Annotated in this window: 15 protein-coding genes; 13 read left to right on the top strand and 2 right to left on the bottom strand. The window is 45.7% G+C overall.

The genetic code is table 11. The features are described from left to right. The first annotated feature begins 110 nt into the window (after nucleotides 1–110). From ACU1JV_RS01525 to ACU1JV_RS01490, 8 genes are all read left to right on the top strand, one after another. Nucleotides 111–1,058, top strand: coding sequence for a GDSL-type esterase/lipase family protein (locus ACU1JV_RS01525; RefSeq protein ID WP_413986524.1), 948 nt, complete (start codon nucleotides 111–113; stop codon nucleotides 1,056–1,058). After that, nucleotides 1,058–2,134: an ABC transporter ATP-binding protein gene (locus ACU1JV_RS01520; protein WP_413986523.1), complete on the top strand. Its 1,077-nt coding sequence runs from the start codon at nucleotides 1,058–1,060 to the stop codon at nucleotides 2,132–2,134. Before ACU1JV_RS01525 ends, ACU1JV_RS01520 begins: the two co-directional genes overlap by 1 nt. Then, nucleotides 2,127–3,116 (top strand): ABC transporter permease, encoded by a 990-nt coding sequence (locus ACU1JV_RS01515; RefSeq protein ID WP_013371581.1) that lies wholly within the window; start codon nucleotides 2,127–2,129, stop codon nucleotides 3,114–3,116. Before ACU1JV_RS01520 ends, ACU1JV_RS01515 begins: the two co-directional genes overlap by 8 nt. A gap of 98 nt (nucleotides 3,117–3,214) precedes the next feature. Then, entirely contained in the window at nucleotides 3,215–5,194 is a 1,980-nt protein-coding gene (gene parE, locus ACU1JV_RS01510; RefSeq protein WP_013371580.1) for a DNA topoisomerase IV subunit B, read from the top strand. A 22-nt stretch (nucleotides 5,195–5,216) separates the two neighbouring features. Next, nucleotides 5,217–7,679: a DNA gyrase subunit A gene (gyrA, locus tag ACU1JV_RS01505; RefSeq protein WP_013371579.1), complete on the top strand. Its 2,463-nt coding sequence runs from the start codon at nucleotides 5,217–5,219 to the stop codon at nucleotides 7,677–7,679. Between the two features lie 275 nt (nucleotides 7,680–7,954). Continuing rightward, a complete protein-coding gene (locus ACU1JV_RS01500; RefSeq protein ID WP_013371578.1) occupies nucleotides 7,955–8,425 on the top strand; it encodes a MarR family winged helix-turn-helix transcriptional regulator in 471 nt (156 codons plus the stop codon). A 216-nt stretch (nucleotides 8,426–8,641) separates the two neighbouring features. Then, nucleotides 8,642–9,127, top strand: a complete 486-nt coding sequence (locus ACU1JV_RS01495; protein ID WP_165082426.1) for a MarR family winged helix-turn-helix transcriptional regulator — start codon at nucleotides 8,642–8,644, stop codon at nucleotides 9,125–9,127. Continuing rightward, nucleotides 9,111–10,613, top strand: coding sequence for a DHA2 family efflux MFS transporter permease subunit (locus ACU1JV_RS01490; protein ID WP_413987578.1), 1,503 nt, complete (start codon nucleotides 9,111–9,113; stop codon nucleotides 10,611–10,613). Before ACU1JV_RS01495 ends, ACU1JV_RS01490 begins: the two co-directional genes overlap by 17 nt. 93 nt (nucleotides 10,614–10,706) lie before the next feature. Here the strand turns inward: ACU1JV_RS01490 and ACU1JV_RS01485 are convergent, their stop codons facing one another. Together ACU1JV_RS01485 and ACU1JV_RS01480 are read right to left on the bottom strand one after the other, a co-directional pair. Further along, nucleotides 10,707–11,453 (bottom strand): RluA family pseudouridine synthase, encoded by a 747-nt coding sequence (locus tag ACU1JV_RS01485; RefSeq protein ID WP_013371575.1) that lies wholly within the window; start codon nucleotides 11,451–11,453, stop codon nucleotides 10,707–10,709. Nucleotides 11,454–11,461: 8 nt separating this feature from the next. After that, nucleotides 11,462–12,325 (bottom strand): class I SAM-dependent methyltransferase, encoded by an 864-nt coding sequence (locus tag ACU1JV_RS01480; protein ID WP_013371574.1) that lies wholly within the window; start codon nucleotides 12,323–12,325, stop codon nucleotides 11,462–11,464. A 449-nt stretch (nucleotides 12,326–12,774) separates the two neighbouring features. Between ACU1JV_RS01480 and ACU1JV_RS01475 the strand changes: the two genes are divergently transcribed. From ACU1JV_RS01475 to ACU1JV_RS01455, 5 genes are all read left to right on the top strand, one after another. Further along, nucleotides 12,775–13,233 carry a flavodoxin gene (locus ACU1JV_RS01475; protein ID WP_016822119.1) on the top strand — a complete coding sequence of 153 codons (459 nt, stop codon included), beginning with the start codon at nucleotides 12,775–12,777 and terminating at the stop codon, nucleotides 13,231–13,233. Between the two features lie 20 nt (nucleotides 13,234–13,253). After that, complete coding sequence (locus ACU1JV_RS01470) at nucleotides 13,254–14,066, top strand: hypothetical protein (protein ID WP_165082428.1); 813 nt, start codon at nucleotides 13,254–13,256, stop codon at nucleotides 14,064–14,066. Between the two features lie 358 nt (nucleotides 14,067–14,424). Then, complete coding sequence (locus tag ACU1JV_RS01465) at nucleotides 14,425–15,078, top strand: HlyD family secretion protein (protein WP_165082430.1); 654 nt, start codon at nucleotides 14,425–14,427, stop codon at nucleotides 15,076–15,078. A gap of 15 nt (nucleotides 15,079–15,093) precedes the next feature. Next, entirely contained in the window at nucleotides 15,094–16,611 is a 1,518-nt protein-coding gene (locus ACU1JV_RS01460; RefSeq protein WP_016822117.1) for a DHA2 family efflux MFS transporter permease subunit, read from the top strand. A 71-nt stretch (nucleotides 16,612–16,682) separates the two neighbouring features. Beyond that, nucleotides 16,683–18,149 (top strand): efflux RND transporter periplasmic adaptor subunit, encoded by a 1,467-nt coding sequence (locus ACU1JV_RS01455; RefSeq protein WP_025676820.1) that lies wholly within the window; start codon nucleotides 16,683–16,685, stop codon nucleotides 18,147–18,149. Nucleotides 18,150–18,151: the final 2 nt, after the last annotated feature.

Genomic DNA, 18,151 nt, shown 5'->3' with positions numbered 1-18,151 from the left:
GGAATTTGCCATCCTTTTTTAGTATGTTCATGGAAAATTATATGAGATTGTAATCATTGATTTTCGCTTGAACCAGAACGGTTTATTTGCAAAATGACAGGAGAAGCTTTATGTTTATTTCACCAAGCTATCAGGAGGGAACACGAGTGAATTCATCAAAATGGATTTGGCGGTCTGTCGGTTCCGTTTCCATTGCCGCCACACTGCTATTATTGTACGGATTTATTGCAGCAGTACGAAGTATCACGGCTCCAGAGCCATTGGTAAGTACTCAACCTGTACAATCCGGTTCATCGCAGACACAAACTGCACCATCGGCTACTGCTCAGACGGAAGAGTTGCGCGTAGCTGCCATTGGCGATTCGTTAGCCAAAGGAACGGGGGATGACTCCGGAAGTGGTTTTGTGCGTCGGTCGGTGACTTTGTTAAATGATCAGGAAGGACATAAAGCTCGGCTCATAAATAATCTAGGGATTAATGGACTGACGACTCAAGGACTATTAACCAAGCTGGATGAGCCTGGTGTGTCTTATGTACTGAAGAAGGCTAATGTGATTATAGTTTCGATTGGCGGAAATGATTTATTTCAGGGCGCACAGGCGGCCCAAACCGGCAAAGAGCCACCTACACTCAGCGGTTTGCGCAAAGCTCTGCCTGATGCAGCCAAACGTCTGCAAAAGGTGCTAACAAAGGTAGGGAAAATCAATCCGAATGCTAAAATTGTCTATGTAGGATTGTATAATCCATTCAGTGATCTGCGGGAAATGAAAATTCCCGGTAATCTTGTGGTAACTGAATGGAATATGGCTGCCATGGCAATTACCAACCAAAACAGTAACATGACGCTGGTTCCAACTTTCGATTTATTCGAGCAAAATTTGCCCGTCTATTTATCATCCGATCATTTTCATCCCAACGGACAAGGCTATCAGGCAATCGCTGAGCGTATCGCACAAGGATTTGATGTTACCGCAACGAAGGGTACCGATCATGTAAATCCTAATCAACAGTCTACAAGTAGCCAACCTGCAGAAGCGAAAAAGGGAGGGAACAAGTAATGAGCATCCAATCTGCTGACAAGACCGAGGCTGGCGTGACCCAAGATTCGACATCCACGAATGCAGTGTCCAGTCTTCATTCCTCCAATCAGGTTGGTAGCACAGACAGAGACAGCAGCAATAATGAAATCGTGCTCTCTGTTCAGCATGTTAAGAAACGCATTAAACGCAAAATGATCATTCATGATGTAACGTTCGACGTTCGCGCAGGTGAAATTTTCGGATTTCTCGGCCCCAATGGAGCAGGAAAAACGACGACTATTCGTATGCTGGTCGATTTAATTAAGCCTACGGAAGGGACAATAACCGTATGCGGTCATAATGTAAATCGTGACCCTGAGCAGGCTTTACGGCATATTGGTTCTATTGTGGAAAATCCAGAGGTGTACAGCTACCTGACAGGATGGGAGAATTTAGAACATTTTGCCCGCATGCAGCCTGGTGTAGATGAACAGCGCATCCGCGAGGTGGTTGAGTTGGTTCGGCTCGATCGTCGCATCCATGATAAGGTAAGTACATATTCACTGGGGATGCGCCAACGTCTTGGTATAGCTCAAGCCTTGCTTGGCAGACCTAAGCTACTCATTTTGGATGAGCCGACGAACGGGCTAGACCCTAAGGGAATCAAAGAGATGAGAGCTTTTATCCGTTTGTTAGCGGCAGAAGGCATGGCTGTATTTGTTTCCAGTCATTTGCTCAGCGAGATCCAGTTGCTATGTGATCGTGTGGCAATTATTAGTCGGGGAAAGGTGCTGGCTGTTGGTGGGGTACAGGAACTAGTTGAGACACACTCACATATGGCTGTATGGCAGCTGGAGCCTCGCGATCAAGGCCTTGCCCTATTGCAAAATTCTCCGTATGTGCACATAATTACGAACGTCGATGAATTAATTGATGACAGCATTGTTGCAGGCAGCGGAGTCGATGCTATTTTTACAGAAATGGATGAAGAGCATATTGCGAAGCTGGTCGCACACATGACAGCTTCCGGTATTTCCGTTAAAGGTGTAACCAAAATTAATCCTACACTGGAGCAACTATTCCTGAAAATGACGGAAGGTGAGATACTTGAATAATATTTTACCGCTCGTACAAAATGAAACCCTTAAAATTATCAAGAAGAAACGATTTTATGTCATTTTACTTGTTTTGCTTGTGCTTGTGCCGATTTTTACGTACGCTCAGATGAAAGTGGCAGAAAACAATCGCAAGAAATTCGGCAATGATTGGCGGCTGGAACTGCGTCAAGCCATTACCGATAACCAAAACTCGCTGGGCAGCGATAGGGTTCCCGAAGAATGGAAGACCTATCGTCGGGTCTTTGTGCAGCAGATGCAATATTATCTGGAAAATGACGTGAATCCTAATGAGCCGAGTGGCGTCACTTTTACCAGAGAGTTTATGGATAACTCCATAAATCTGTTCGTTCCGTTGTTGATCATGGCCATTGCTTCGGACTTGGTTTCAGGAGAACGGACGACAGGCACGATAAAAATGTTGCTGACTCGGCCGGTCAGGCGGTGGAAAATACTGCTGAGCAAGCTGCTGACACTGTATATGTTCGTTTCGCTCATCATTTTGGCCGTATTTGTCATTAGTTATCTCATATCAGGCTTGTTTTTTGGTTTTCGTGGTTTTAATGTTCCGGTATTTACCGGCTTTCAAATTGTTGGATCGACGGTGGATTTGTCTGCTGTACATGCAATTCCACAATGGCATTACCTGATGCTGCAAGCCGGATTGATCTGGTTTGTCAGTCTGGTGGTTGCTTCGTTAGCCTTTATGGTATCTGTTCTGGTACGTAGTACAGCTGCAAGTATCGTGGTCATGATGGCCGCGCTCATTTCGGGCACTATACTGACCAACATGGCTTCATCTTGGCAGAGCGCCAAATATTTATTTATGGTTAACCTCGGATTAACCGATTATTTATCTGGAAGCCCTGCCCCGATTGAGGGAATGACCCTGCCGTTTTCTTTAGCTGTACTGGGCATTTGGGGGGCTGCGGCGTTGATTGTTTCATTCGCCGTCTTTACGAAACGGGATATATTGAATTAAAATGGACAAGGTAAAAGAAAACATCTGTTTGCATTTTTGGTGAAAACCATCAAGAATAAGGCAAAACACGGTTACGATTAGACAAAGGGGGAGCATGAATGGTCGACAAAATCGACTTGTCTGCGGGAGCTTCCGGTACACAGAACGGAGCTTCAGAATATGGCGCGGACGACATTCAAGTGCTCGAAGGGCTTGTGGCAGTTCGCAAACGGCCGGGCATGTACATCGGGAGCACCAGTTCTTCGGGACTGCATCATTTGGTATGGGAAATTGTAGACAACGCGGTGGATGAACATCTCGCCAAGTTTTGCTCTCGCATTGATATCACAATGCATAAGGACGGTTCTGTTACAGTATCAGACAACGGGCGCGGTATTCCTACGGGAATGCACAAAATGGGAATTCCTACGCCTCAAGTTGTATTCACCATTTTGCACGCCGGAGGTAAGTTTGGCGGTTCGGGATATAAAAAGTCCGGGGGTCTGCATGGGGTAGGTGCGTCTGTAACGAACGCTCTTTCGGAATGGCTTGAAGTGGAAATCTACCGGGACGGCAAGATTCATCGTCAGCGGTTTGAATATTGGCAGGACAAGAAGGGCGTGGAGCATGTCGGTGAACCGACCACAGGCCTTGAAGTGCTGGGCAATACTAACAAGACGGGCTCGAAAATTACATTTAAACCGGATATTCGCGTTTTTCAGTCAGGAATTCATTTTAACTACGATACGCTGGCTGAACGCCTTCAGGAAATTGCTTTTCTGAATTCCGGCCTTCGTATTCAGCTTAAAGACGAGCGCAGCGGAAAGTCAGATGAATATTTTTATGAGGGTGGAGCAAGTCAGTTTGTTTCTTTTTTGAATGAAGGTAAGGATGTACTGCATGATGTTATTCACTTTAATGCCGAGAAAGAAGACATTGAAGTGGAGATTGCCATCCAATACAATGCCGGCTACACAGAGACGATTGCTTCGTTCGTTAACTCCATTCCGACACGTGGCGGGGGTACGCATGAAACAGGCTTCAAAACCGCTTACACTCGTATCATGAACGACTATGCACGCAAAACAGCGATGTTGAAGGAAAAGGATAAAAACCTGGAAGGTAACGATCTGCGTGAGGGTATGATGGCTGTAATCAGTGTCAAGATGGCCGAGGTTGAATTTGTCGGTCAGACAAAAGATCAGCTGGGTAGTGCTTCGGCGCGGAGTACAGTGGATGCCATCGTATCTGAACAAATGCAGCGCTTTTTGGAGGAAAATCCACAGATAGCGCAAACCTTGATCAGAAAGGCAGTTCAAGCATCCAAAGCGCGTGAAGCTGCACGTAAGGCTCGGGACGAAATGCGTTCTGGCAAGAAACGCAGTGAAAGTTCTAATTTGAATGGCAAACTGTCGCCTGCGCAGTCCAAGGATTTTACACGTAATGAGTTATTTATCGTGGAAGGCGATTCGGCTGGAGGATCGGCCAAACAAGGACGGGATTCCAAAATCCAGGCAATTTTGCCGTTAAAGGGCAAGCCGATGAATCCGGAAAAGTCAAAGTTGGCGGATATTATGAAAAATGATGAGTATCGTGCGATTACGGCAGCGATTGGCGCGGGGGTAGGAACTGAGTTCACGCTGGAAGACAGCAATTATTCCAAAATCATCATTATGACCGATGCAGATACAGATGGCGCGCACATTCAAGTACTGTTGTTGACGTTCTTTTATCGGTACATGAAAGAACTCATTGATGCAGGACGCATATTTATTGCTCAGCCGCCATTGTATAAAATAACCCGCAAGTCGGGTAAGCTCGAAACGGTTCGTTATGCCTGGACTGACGAGCAGCTTGATAATTACTTAAAAGAATTTGGACGGAATTTTGAGCTTCAACGTTATAAAGGACTCGGGGAGATGAACCCTGATCAGTTATGGGAAACGACAATGAATCCCGAGTCACGCACCCTGTTGCGCGTTCAGATTGAGGATGCTGCCAAAGCTGAACGCCGTGTGTCCACATTGATGGGTGATAAGGTGGATCCACGTAAGCGCTGGATCGTGGAAAACGTGGATTTCACGGAATACGTAGAGTAGTGCTATTAAATGAGGTGTAGACATGAGCTTATCGGAGCAATTTTTGCCAGCTTATCTGGAGGAAATGGTCGGTGACCGCTTTGGCCGATATTCCAAATATATAATTCAGGATCGGGCGATACCTGATGTACGGGATGGATTAAAGCCTGTGCAACGCCGAATACTGTACGCGATGTACGATTCGGGTAATACCCCTGAAAAAGCGTATCGCAAATCCGCCAAAACCGTTGGGGACGTTATGGGTAATTACCATCCTCATGGTGATTCATCTATTTACGATGGGATGGTACGGATGGCGCAGCCTTGGAAAATGAGCCACGTACTGGTGGATGGCCACGGCAACTGGGGTTCTCAGGACGACGATCCTGCGGCAGCTATGCGTTACACGGAGGCACGCTTGTCTCCGATCGCAATGGAAATGCTGCGTGATATCGAAAAACGTACGGTTTTGTTCAAGGATAACTTTGATAACTCGGCAAAGGAACCTGTTGTGCTGCCATCCCGTTATCCTAATCTGTTGGTAAACGGATCCAGCGGGATTTCAGCTGGATTTGCAACGGAAATTCCAACTCATAGCTTGCGTGAGGTGATTGACGCCACCATCGCAGTGATGGAAAAGCCGCAGATCGAGCTAGAAGAGATTATGACCTTTATTAAAGGTCCGGATTTCCCGACTGGCGGACTCATTATGGGTGGCGAAGGCATCAAGGATGCTTACAGAACAGGCAAAGGACGTATTTATATCCGTTCCAAAACGGAAATTCAGTCTTTGCGTGGAGGCAAGCAGCAACTGGTTATTACAGAGATTCCATACCAGGTTGTTAAATCCAGGCTCGTAACCGCTATGGAAAACATCCGTTTGGAGAAAAAGGTAGAAGGGATTGCCGAGGTTCGTGACGAGAGCGGGAGAAATGGCCTGCGTATTGTTGTCGAGCTGAAGAAGGAAGCGGATGCGGAAGGTATTTTGGCATACCTGCTGAAAAAAACCGATCTCCAGGTGGCTTATAACTTCAATATGGTAGCCATCGTAAACAAAGCACCACACCAGCTTGGATTAAAGTCCATTTTGGAAGCGTATATAGCTCACCAGCGCGAGGTTGTCACAAACCGTATCAAGTTTGAACTGGAAAAGGCGGAGGATCGCGCACATGTACTGGAAGGTTTAGTCAAGGCGCTGAACATTCTGGATGAGGTCATCGCGGCTATTAAAGCTTCTAAAAATCGTCAGGATGCACAAAATAATTTGCAATGGATGTTTGGCTTTAGTGAACGACAAGCGGATTCCATTTTGACTCTGCAATTGTACCGTCTTACGAATCTTGAAATTACAACTCTCGAAAAAGAACTTGCTGACATTCAGAAGAAAATTACTCAATATCGTTCTATTCTGGATAGCGACCGCAAGCTGATCAGTCTGATCCGCAAGGAACTGCTGGAAATTCGTGAAAAGTACGGTATTGACCGCCGCTCGGAGATACAGGGTGAGGTAGAAGAGATTAAGGTAAACCTGGAGGTCATGGTTGCGGCAGAGGATGTGTTGCTAACCCTCTCGAAAGATGGATATGTGAAACGTACGAGTATGCTGTCGTTCACTCGTTCTGGCGGGGAACGTTCAAACTCAGGTGTTAAAGAAGGGGACTACATTACCCAGTTCCTTGACGTGAATACACTCGATGTGCTGCTCGTCTTCACCCAGCGTGGACAATACTTTTTGCTGCCTGTGCACCAGGTACCAGAGTATAAGTGGAAAGAGCCGGGCACTCCAATTGTCAATGTCATTTCGCTAGCGAAGGAAGATCGGATCGTAAGCGTTATTCCGATCAAAAACATGGAGGAAATCGGCAAAAGTCTTGTGTTTGTAACGAAGAAAGGGCAAGTCAAACGAACTGAACTTACAGAATATGCCACAAAGCGTTCCAGTGCTGTAGCAGCCTGCAAGGTGGCTGGCGACGATGAGATACTATCAGTAACGTTAAGCGACAATAGCAAGGATATTATGTTGATTACCCGTGCGGGGATGAGCATACGCTTCAAGGAGCAAGAGGTTAATGCCATGGGCCGCGTTTCAGCGGGAGTCAAAGGTATACAACTGGCGGAAGGCGATGAAATTGTCGCAGCACTATGGGTAGAAGAGGATGAAGGAGAGGTACTGGTACTGACCGAATCCGGTTACGGTAAGCGTACGCTACTGCTGGATTATCCTTCTCAGGGAAGAGGCGGTAAAGGAATCAGCACCTTCGAATTCAAGGAAGGCAAGCGGGTGCGTTCGAACGGAACACGAATTGTGGCTGCTTTCTATTGTCGTGAAGCTGTTCAATTATTTGTCATCACATCAGAAGGGCAGACGATGTCCTTCCTTTCGGAAAAAGCTCCTTTAACCGACCGCAAGGATACAGGCAAGCTGCTGGCTCCTGTGGAGAAGAAGGACGAAATTGTAAATGTGCTGCCGCGTAGTGAGCCGCAGAGTTCACAGACTGTAGAATAATTGTAAAGTCAAGCGTTTTTTAGCTCGAAAAAGAGAGGTCCTCACGTGCCATTCCGGCACGAATGAGGACCTTTTTGCCGTCATGCTGTCGAACCTTGACCTGCCTCCAAATCCGAAGTGAGACTTCCTTCCCCTTTTCATTTGATGCTCCAAAAACGGCAGGAAACTGAGGGGAAATGGCGAAAATTTAATGTGATGAAATACAATCCGGACGGTGGCCCATACGGTAACTTTGATGCTTTTACTGACCCTGTTATTCAAAGGAGTGAGGCAAAATGCAAACGACCGAATTTGCAAAAATCTGGTCCAGAATGGCTAAGGACTACAAGGTTCATATGGAGCAGCAACTAGCTCCATCACTAACTGAGGCTCAACTCACGGTGCTGGAGGTTCTGAACGAATACGGCCGCATGAAGCCGTCTCAACTTATCCCATATCTCGCCACCACACCTGCGGCAGTTACGATGCTATTGGATCGGATGGAGCGGAATCGACTGGTCACCCGGTTCAGAGACGTAAAGGACCGTAGAATTGTATGGATTGTTATTTCAGATCAAGGTAGAGAAGAAGTGGAGCGTGGATTGCAAATCAGGGACGATTTTCTGGGTTCTGCGCTAAACCGAATATCTCAGCACAATCAGAATTTGCTGGTTTATTTGTTGGGGAAAATTACAACGAAGTCGAAAACTGCTGTATCAGCCAGTGAAAACGAGGGAATAAAGGAACAAATAGAGCGAGCAGAATAGCTTTCTAAGGCGAATAGAAATGCGCGGGTAAATGCCGGTCGTGGTATTCATTTCCGCGCTTTTTTGTGTTCAAGCATAGGTAGTATTTGGGGGAATGTTGACATTTACATAAGAGATGATAAAATAATAGTTATAAATAAATAACATTTCGTATACGAATAGTTACTAGTTTGTGTATATGGGAAAGAATAAGTATTGGGAAGAAGGATGGTTCTAGTGAGTGACAGAGAGGAAGACAGACTTGAGGTGTACCGGATTATTCAATCGGTAAGGGAGGTTAACAAGACAATATTTTATGCTTTCTGGAATGAGGAGCAGCATTTGGATCTGACGGCGATTCAACACATGGCTTTGGCCATTCTAAATAAACGTCCCAATATTGGGTTATCCGAGCTGGCAGAGATAGCTCATGTGGGAAGCAGCTCTATGAGCGGGGTGGTTGACCGCTTGACCAAGGCGGGATATATCGCTCGTGAACGGCATGAGCATGATCGCAGAACTTTAGTACTGGCGCTTACGCCAGAAGGAAAAGATATCATGCAAAAGGTAGACACCATGTGGATGGAGCGCGTCTTGCCAATTCTGGACATCCCGAAGGAGCAGCTAGAGTTGCTCTTGGATGTTCATAAACAAATGATCATGAAATTAACACCGAAGGGAATGAATCAACTTGAGCAGTCCTCAAATGACACTACCAGGTAATGTCCGCAGAGCACCCATTGTGGCCGCTCTGTTGATTGGCGCAATTGTTGCGATTTTAAACCAGACGTTGATAAGTGTGGCTTTACCGAAAATGATGAGTGACTTGAATGTAGATGCCAGTATAGCTCAGTGGCTTAGCACAGGCTTTATGCTCGTAAACGGGGTATTAATCCCAGTGACCGCATTCCTGATTGCCCGTTTCTCTACTCGTAAATTGTTTATTAGTGCGATGACTATTTTTTCAATCGGCACGCTGTTATGTGCAATAGCGCCGAGTTTTAGTATCTTGCTAATCGGTCGGCTTATTCAGGCTGCGGGTGCAGGGATTATGATGCCATTAATGATGGTCGTTATCTTGAACATTTACCCAATAGAGCGTCGTGGCCGTGCAATGGGAACGCTGGGGCTTGCGATGGGGTTTGCTCCAGCCATTGGACCAACCTTATCTGGTTATATAGTGCAGCATTATGACTGGCGAGTATTGTTCTGGATTATCCTGCCGATTTCCGTGATTTCGATTGTGATCGGATTTATTTTTCTGAAAAATGTAACCGAGCAATCCAAGCCTAAGCTGGACATTCTCAGTGTTATTTTGTCTACACTCGGTTTCGGCGGGCTGTTATACGGCTTTAGTGATGCTGGAACATCAGGTTGGGGAAGTATTCCAGTCCTGTCTACACTCATCGTCGGGACGATTGCGCTTATTTTATTTATTGTCCGACAACTGAAGGTAAATGAGCCTATGCTGGAGTTCCGTATCTTTAAATACGATGTGTACAGCTTGACGACAATCATTAATGTTATTGTGACGATGGCTCTGTACGCTGGTATGATATTGCTTCCGATTTATTTGCAAAATATTCGCGGATTTACACCGCTCCAGTCTGGTATGCTAATGCTACCAGGAGCGATTCTGATGGGGATCATGTCTCCTGTGACGGGGGCTATTTTTGACCGAATTGGAGCGCGCTGGCTGTCTGTAATTGGGTTGTTGATCATGACTATAACGACTTGGGAATTCACACGTTTAACCGAATCAACCACCTATTTGACACTCTTAATCAACTATACGGTACGGATGTTCGGGATGTCGTTGCTGATGATGCCGATCCAAACAGCCGGACTGAATCAGCTTCCACAACGATTGAATGCCCATGGTACAGCGATGGGCAATACGCTGCGTATGATTTCGGGCTCGATTGGGACAGCAATTCTAGTGACGGTAATGTCTACTCAAACCAGCAATCGTTTGACCACGATGGTTGCATCTGAAGGACTGAACGTTACGGACAAAGCGGGAATGCTGGCTGCTGGCAATCAAGCTACGATTTACGGTATTAACTCGGCTTTTATCATTGCTACACTATTGAGCGTGACAGCTTTGGTTTTAGCGTTTTTCATCAAAAATACGAATGCACAAAACGCTCGTTCCCGTCAACAACTGGTCAACAGCGAGAAGGGGAAGACCGTGGCTTCCTCATCATAAGCATGGATACATTTTAATTTGCTTTTGTGAAAAAAGAGAACCCGCATTGCATGTTTGATTACTTGCAGTGCGGGTTCTTTGTAGTAAGTCTGCTCAATTTTCCGACGTAATCATCTTCTCATAAAGCGACAAGGGCCACTCACTCCAAGGAAATTGGACGGGAGGCAGTGAGTGGAAGCTCATCGCTTCCTTGCTGACCGGATGCGGTGCTCCAGCGAGCAAGGACCAGAGGGCCAGCTGTTGACCAGGACGGCTCAGATTACCGCCATATTTTTGGTCTCCATAGAGGGGACAGCCGATTGCCTGCATCTGTACGCGAATTTGGTGCGAGCGTCCGGTGTGTAGCTTAATTTCCACAAGACTGAGTCCAGCAGCCTGTCCGATAACGCGGTATTCCAAAATGGCTTCCTTGGCACCGGCCGTGCCGGGTCGAACCGTTTTGACCGTGTTGGTACGGCTGTCCTTTAGCAGGTAATGGGTTAGCCGGCCTTGAAGAGCCGCAGGAACGCCATTCAGAACAGCTGTATACAGCTTGTGAAAATGACGACTTCGAACCGACTCTGACAGGCGAGAAGCAGCTTTGGACGTCTTAGCAAAAATCATGGCTCCGCCTACAGGCCGATCCAGCCTGTGAACTAAACCTAAAAAGACGTTACCAGGCTTATTGTGTCTGATTTTCAAATCTTCCTTGAGTAAAGACAGCAGATCGGGATCACCGCTGGCATCCTCCTGTGTCGGAACATTGACAGGCTTTACAACCGCCAGGACATGGTTGTCCTCATATAGTACGGGAATATTCGGCTGTGCATGCTCTTGCCGAGTAAGTTCATCTTGATTCATAAGAGGAATTAAGCCTCCCAGCGTCCGAGAATACCACAAGGCAAATTCAATCCTGAGCGTGTGATCGGCAATCCGATTTCACCAGCGCTAATTTGGCCCCCATACTTTTGTTGCATCGTCATGCTCAGCATGTTACGCAATACAGTAGGTGAAATACCCGTCGTGTAGGAGTTGATCAGCATAAACAAGGGTTGATCTGAAATGATGCTCATGCAGGATTCAAGGAACGGATATAAGCTTTCTTCAAGCTTCCAGGTTTCTCCATTAGGTCCACGTCCGTAAGAAGGAGGGTCCATAATAATGGCATCATAACGGTTGCCTCGACGTTGTTCCCGTTGCACGAACTTGAACACGTCGTCCGTAATGAAGCGTACCGGACGGTCAGCCAGGCCGGACAATTGAACGTTTTCCTTTGCCCACTGCACCATACCTTTGGCGGCATCCACGTGAACTACACTGGCTCCGGCATACGCTGCGGCAGTCGTGGCTCCTCCTGTGTATGCAAACAGGTTCAGTACGGAAATGGGTCTGCCCGCGCCTTTAATTTTATCCATCATCCAGCTCCAGTTGGCTGCTTGCTCTGGGAAAAGGCCAGTATGCTTGAAGCTGGTCGGTTTAATGTGGAATTTAAGCGGTCCATAGCTAATCGTCCAGCGCTCGGGGATAGGTTTTTTCATATCCCATTGGCCTCCCCCGGAAGAGCTGCGGTGATAATGCCCATGAACATTGCGCCATTCCGCTGTTTCCTGGGTCAAAGGCCATATGATTTGCGGATCGGGACGACGCAGGACAATATTGCCCCAACGTTCCAGCTTTTCACCACCGCCTGTATCCATTACTTCATAGTCTTTCCACTCTTGTGCTACATACATGTACAATCCATCCTTCAGCAGTCAATTCAGGATTTAGGCAGTAAGCTGCGTAAAATCCCCATATGGAGTCTATTGTACAACAAACCTTAGCAACAATCGAATGATTCCACGAATAAGTAAGTAGTTAAACAGAGCAAAAATATTTTTTTCGGATGTACTTGTAATTAGAGCGCTTCCATATTAAAATGAAATCAATCCCACTTGTACGTACAACTATCCGATTTTCATTCTAATTATGAAAGATGGATTATGTTGTACGTACATAATGTTTTCGCATCTATCCATAGATTTTAATTGTGAACAGTCGCATATAATGCGACTTTTTTGCGTATATGTTTACCAAAATACAGTTGATGATTGAAATTAGTATTTGACAATGAGAATCATTATCAAATATTATTTGAGTAATAGGGAATGAAAGCATCCCATATTTCAAATAAAGGTGAGGGATGAACTTGGGTAAAATCATGATTGCTTATGCTAGCATGACCGGTAATACAGAGGAAATCGCGGAATTGATCGCCGAGGGTGTTCGTCAGGCAGGGCATGAGGCGGAGTTGAAGGCTTCGTATGATTGCAGCGCGCAAGAATTGCTTGCATATGATGGATTCCTGTTGGGTGTATATACATGGGGAGATGGTGAGCTTCCTGATGAATTTTTAGATTTTTATGAGGAACTAGACGAGCTTGATCTGTCTGGTAAAAAGACTGCTGTATTTGGCAGTGGAGATACATCTTATACACAATTCTGTGGCGCAGTGGACTTGGTAGAGGAAAAAGTCAAAGAACGCGGCGCATCGGTCATTCAGGAGAGTCTGAAGATTGAATTCAATCCACTCGATGATGAGAAGGAGAATTGCCGGGCTTACGGAAGGCAATTTGCGCAGGCTGGTATTGGAGTGTCCTGAGAAGAGAGTGAGGGATAGGTATGCGCAATAGCGATAGCTTAAGCGGCTTTCCTCTTCTGCACGACTATCAGCTTGAGGAGATGTGGAGAACTCCGCAGCCAATCCGTCAATCACAGAGAAAACGAGGGCGTGAGGGTTGGAATTGGCGGCAAAGGGTTCAGTATGCGATAGGGCATGCGCTGAACGAATACTTTGGAATGGAAGTAGAGGTACGGCGAGAAGTCCCTGTCCAGTATGTGCTGGAGAAGTGGTGGCCTAAGCAGTCGAATAGTTTTGAATCCTTGTTCCATTACTGGGATGTCAAAAATAAAGTGTCAGGCGAGTTGTCAAAAATATGTGCCTTAAATAATGACTTATTGGTGCCTGTGATGTTGTATGAACAATTTTGTACAGCGGTGCCTGAGTTGGAGGTCGATATTTCGCTGATTATTCAGGCAGCCTGGCAACAATCAGAACAAGCAGATTCATTACTGATTCAAAAGTATATGGTGGACTACAACCCTAACGTTATTAGTACTTTTCAACATTTAACAAATATATTTTGTTATTATGCATTTGGAGCTCTCCCTCAGCTTATCGAAGTATACTGTCTGCTAGAAGGCAGGAAGGTTCGTTTTCTTCCTGGTTCGGCTTCTTTACAGCAATCTTTGGATTACGTACGACTATTAAAAGACTCCAGAGAGGATATGCATGGGATGGCAGAACGCTGTCGTTGTAGGGGATGTATGGGGCAGCAAGGTTCTCAGCAGAACAGAGCGAATAAGGACAAAAAGGAAGAACGGGAGGCGAAAAACTGTAGGGATCGGTCATTTGGACCTACGCTTTTCTCTTAGGTTTATTGTGTGAACCTTTAAATGTAAACTATCCCTTTTCATGAAAGAGCCTTGGAAACAAGGTTCTTTTTTGTGAAAAAAAATTCTGAAAAAACTGAAAATTTATATTGCCTGAATAGATAAATATATCTATAATATTTCAATGTACAATAGTTATATGAAAATATTTAAATATAATAAAGACGGTTTGTGGACTATGGATCAGCTTGTCCTACGTACATAAATAAGTCCTGTCTTGTGCATGGCTTGCTGCCATGTGTTTATTTATGCTCTAGATTTGGTTTAATGCCCTAATATTTCAATTTTAAAATATTAGCGTTGAATAATAAAAATTTTTTGGACAACAGGGGTGGAACAAGTGAGTAAGAAAACTGTATTGCCGATTCTCATCGTGCTGCTCATTCTGAGTGGTGGAGCTATTGGCTACTATTATTGGTATCAGGCAACACACTTTGTTAAAAGTGACGATGCGCGCATTCAAGCCGATCAGTATAAGGTGATGCCGCAAATTTCCGGTGAGATTAGCCACATTGATGTTGAAGAAGGCGATGTGCTGCAACGCAATGAACCGATTGCCGAACAGGATGTATCAGGACTGGATGCAAGCATGATTAGCAAGTCTGTGCTGCGTGCGCCGATTAGCGGAACTGTTATTAAGATTTATTCGAAAGAACATGAAATTGGAACACCGGGTAGTGCTGTAGCGACTATGGTTGATATGAACAACCTGTATGTATCCACGAATATTGAAGAAACCGATATTAACCGTATTAAACCAGGACAGCTTGTTGACATTACGCTTGATGCTGCAGGCGATCAGGTCATTCAGGGTAAGGTTCGTAAAGTGGGCGAAGCTTCCAATGCAGTGTTTTCGCTCGTTCCTGCTGTGAACACAAGTGGTAACTTTAATAAGGTGACTCAACGTGTACCTGTAGAAATTGCTGTGAACAAGCCGAAGGACATGAAGCTTATCCCTGGAACGAACGTGGAAGTAAAAATTCATACATCTTAAAAAGGAGGGGTCCATGTGGCTGCCAATGAAACTGCTGCTGCTCCTTCGACAGATTCTTCCAAAGAACGCTGGCTTGCCTTTTTTGCTATCGTTTTAGGCGCCTTTGTCGCCATTCTGAACAACAGTCTGATCAATGTCGCCATTCCACGATTGACGACGGATTTAGGGTCAACGACGACACGTATTCAGTGGGTTATTACAGGTTACACGCTTGCATCCGGCGTAATCGTCCCGATTACCGGATATATGGAGCAGCGTATCGGATACAAGAAGTTTTTGATTCTTGCGCTCAGCGTGTTCTCGCTGGGGACAGGAATATGTATTTTTGCATGGAGTGATTCTTCCCTGATTGCAGCGCGTGTATTGGCTGGTCTGGGCGGCGGTGTCATTATGCCGCTGAGTATGACGATTATTTACAAAATTATGCCGCGTGAACAAATCGGGATGTCCCTTGGTATATGGGGTATCGCTGCAATGGCCGCACCAGCTGTAGGGCCTACGCTGAGTGGCTACTTAATTGAATGGTTTAACTGGCGTTTCTTGTTTATTGTCAGTCTGCCGGTTGCTTTATTTGCCATTTTAATGGTCATCCTTCTCATCAAGGAGCCGCCTAAGGTTACGCCGAAACCGTTTGATCTGCCAGGATTTTTACTGGCGGCAACCTGTGCAGGAACACTCTTGTACGCACTGACAAACGGCCAGCGTGATGGCTGGACTTCTTTTGGGATTGTATCTCTGCTGTTTATTTCTTTCTGGGCACTTGTCTTTCTCATCTATGTAGAAAGCGGCAAGGATAATGCTGTAATTGAAATTTCATTATTCAAGAATTCAAAATATACGATTAGTGTTATCGCCTCCAGTCTGGTCATGATGGGGATGTACGGAGGAACGTTCCTAACACCGTTGTTTTTGCAAAATATTCAGCGCGTGTCACCGATTGATACTGGTATTATCCTCATTCCACAGGCCATTGCCATGGCGGCGATGATGCCTATTGCCGGGAAGCTGTTCGATAAGTTCGGCATTGTGCCTTTGGGACTTGTGGGCCTGACGTTAACCAGCTTTATGACCTATCATCTTCATCAGCTTACGCCAGATACTTCGCATGCCTGGTTGGAAACCGTAATGGCATTACGGGGTCTGGGAATTGGTATTTGCATGATGCCATTGTCCACGGTCGGCATGAATGCTGTTCATCCGAGCAAGGTAGCCAATGCGTCTACAGCGTCCAATCTGGTACGTACCGTGGCTGCATCTATGGCGATTGCGGTACTGACCGCCATTATGCAAAGCCGTTCAGCTGCCCATGCCCAGCAAATTTCGGAGTCCATTACACAAGACTCGGCTCATACGCTACAAGCGACATTGGGTAGCTCATGGATGTCATCCATAAGTAGTTTAATCACACTGGATGCTACATCGAGAGGAATTGGGGATACGTTCCTCATTTCATCTATACCGCTGTTTTGCACGATTCCACTCATCTTTTTGTTTATTCAGAGGAAGAAAGCAAAGACACAGCCGGAAGCTTAAAAAAGAGAAATACAAAAATATCGACTGGATGGCTTACATTATTTCCACGGACAGAAAGAAAGGGAATTATCATGAAAATATTGAGAGTAGAAAGTACATTAGCGGCTTTAGTCCTCGGCGGCGCAGTGCTGGCAGGCTGCTCCAGTAATAGCGGAGCGGCTCAGGACATGGTCGTACCGGTTAAAATTAGTCAAGCACAGCAGGGGATTATCGGACAGGGCAATATTTATACAGGTACGGTAACTCCTTCGGAAACAGTCAATATTGTGCCTAAAGTAGGCGGTAAAGTGGTTGAGCTGCCTGTGGATATTGGTTCTGAGGTTAAAAAGGGTCAAGTACTATTCAAGCTTGACGATAAGGATATGCGTAACAATGTTGCAAAAGCCCGTGCCGCCGCCGCAGCAGCAGCAGCAGGCGTAAGCACCGCTCAAGCATCCCATGAATCAACGATGGTTCAAGCAACTTCGGGCTTAGTGCAGTCCAAAAGCGGTGTGATTCAATCCCAAAGTGCAATCAATCAGGCTCAGGGAGCTATTAATCAAGCAACTACAGCCGTAGAACAAGCGACACATAGTGTCTCCTCGGCAGCCAATACGGTGAAACAAACACAGCAAGCATTGGCAGATGCACAAAAGAATGTAACCCGTACACAAAGTCTGTTTGATGCTGGTGCGAGCACCCAAGCACAATTAGAACAAGCAAAAACCGCAGTTGTGAATGCGGAAGCGGCTTATAATAATGCACAAAATGCGCAGGCTAATGCAAAAGATCAATTGATAGCGGCTCAAAAGGCCCTAACTACAGCCCGCAACAGCTATGAGTCAGCAAAAAATAGCTACAGTAATGCCAACAGCGGCTACAGCAATGCGCAAAATCAACTTAAAGTATCTCAAAATACGGCTGGCATCGAGTCTAGCCAACAATCTCTTAAGCAGGCACAACTGAATGTAAACATTGCTCAGGATGCATTGGATGACACCGTTGTTACATCACCGATCAACGGTATTGTGGGTACGAAAAATGCAGAAGTGGGCGAAATGGTATCCGCTCAGTCTCCTGCGCTTGTCATTGCTAACCTGAGTACGGTCAATACATTGATCTATGTCCCTGCGGAACAGATCAACAATGTAAAAGTAGGTGACAAGGTACAGGTTCGTGTTGCAGCTTCCAACATTGTAACAACAGGTACAGTCAAAAATGTAAGCCCGTTGGATGCAAGCGGAAAAGGCTATCCTGTAAAAATCTCAGTAGCCAATCCAGATATGAAACTGAAATCCGGCATGTTGGCTGATATCAGCTTTGTCGCTGCCAATGCGCAAGAAGGTATTGTTGTTCCTACTGCGGCAGTGCAAAAGGATCAAGGTAAAGAATATGTATATGTGGTAAACGGCGACCATGCGAAACGCAAGGAAGTGAAGACTGTTCAAACGACAGGTTCACAAACACTCATTACCAGTGGCTTGAGCAAGGAAGAGAATGTGATCGTGAATAATCTGGCATTGCTGTCCGATAACTCACCGATTACAATTACCCAATAACT

Source organism: Paenibacillus sp. T2-29, assembly GCF_052921365.1.
The sequence above is the reverse complement of the archived record's forward strand: the minus strand, read 5'-3'. Positions and strand labels throughout refer to the sequence as shown.